This window comes from Paenibacillus sp. 1-18, from assembly GCF_000520755.1.
Classification (GTDB): domain Bacteria; phylum Bacillota; class Bacilli; order Paenibacillales; family Paenibacillaceae; genus Paenibacillus; species Paenibacillus brasilensis.
Map to the genome: position 1 here is coordinate 1 of NZ_ASSB01000164.1, position 685 is coordinate 685.

The 685-nt window shown below is 48.0% G+C and carries 2 protein-coding genes; both read right to left on the reverse strand.

Annotated elements, in window-relative coordinates:
* A partial coding sequence (locus L693_RS0110325; RefSeq protein WP_025717190.1) for an AMP-binding protein occupies window positions 1-501 on the reverse strand: 501 nt, incomplete at its 3' end.
* A 12-nt stretch (window positions 502-513) separates the two neighbouring features.
* Window positions 514-685, reverse strand: a 172-nt coding sequence (locus L693_RS29135) for an SDR family oxidoreductase (RefSeq protein ID WP_155983808.1), incomplete at its 5' end; no start/stop codon positions are given.

Here is a 685-nt window from a genome sequence, read left to right on the forward strand (position 1 = left end):
GATATTGTCCATGAAAGCAGATCCAGCCTTCACGATTCCCTTGGGTTTTCCCGTCGTACCAGAAGAATACAGAATGAGGGCATCCGGCCTCTCGCACCACTTGTTAAAGTCGAGGGCTTCAATCTCTGGCTCTCCCACCCAATGCGGGTGTACGGATTCTTCTTGAATTAGATCTTGAATCAGAATAACGAGCGCATGAGGAAGTTCTAGATCGCAATCCGTCAGGATGCAGCAGGCACCCGCTTCATCATAGATTTGGGCTACCTCATCGAGCACAGTCTGCTCGTCCACTACAGTCACCGAAACAGCAATGTTGCACAGGGAGAACAGAGACACAACAAAATAATAAGAATTGGCCGCCTTCAGAATCACTCTGCCTTCTTCAGGAATTCCTCGGAGAGCCAACATACGGGAGAAGATCGTAACATCCCGCTCCAGACGCTCCCTTGTCTTAATCCCTTCAGGTGAGATAATACGGCAATCCGTATGCGTAACAAGCACAGCGTTCCCTCCTTACATCCCCGTAATATGGTATCCTGCATCAACATGGATAACTTCTCCCGTAATGCCTCTCGATAAATGGGAAAATAGGAATAACGCGGTATCTCCAACTTCGGAGGTATCAACCGTCTTGCGTAGGGGCGTAGTTTCTTCAATATGCTTTAGCATCGTGCTAAAATCCTTA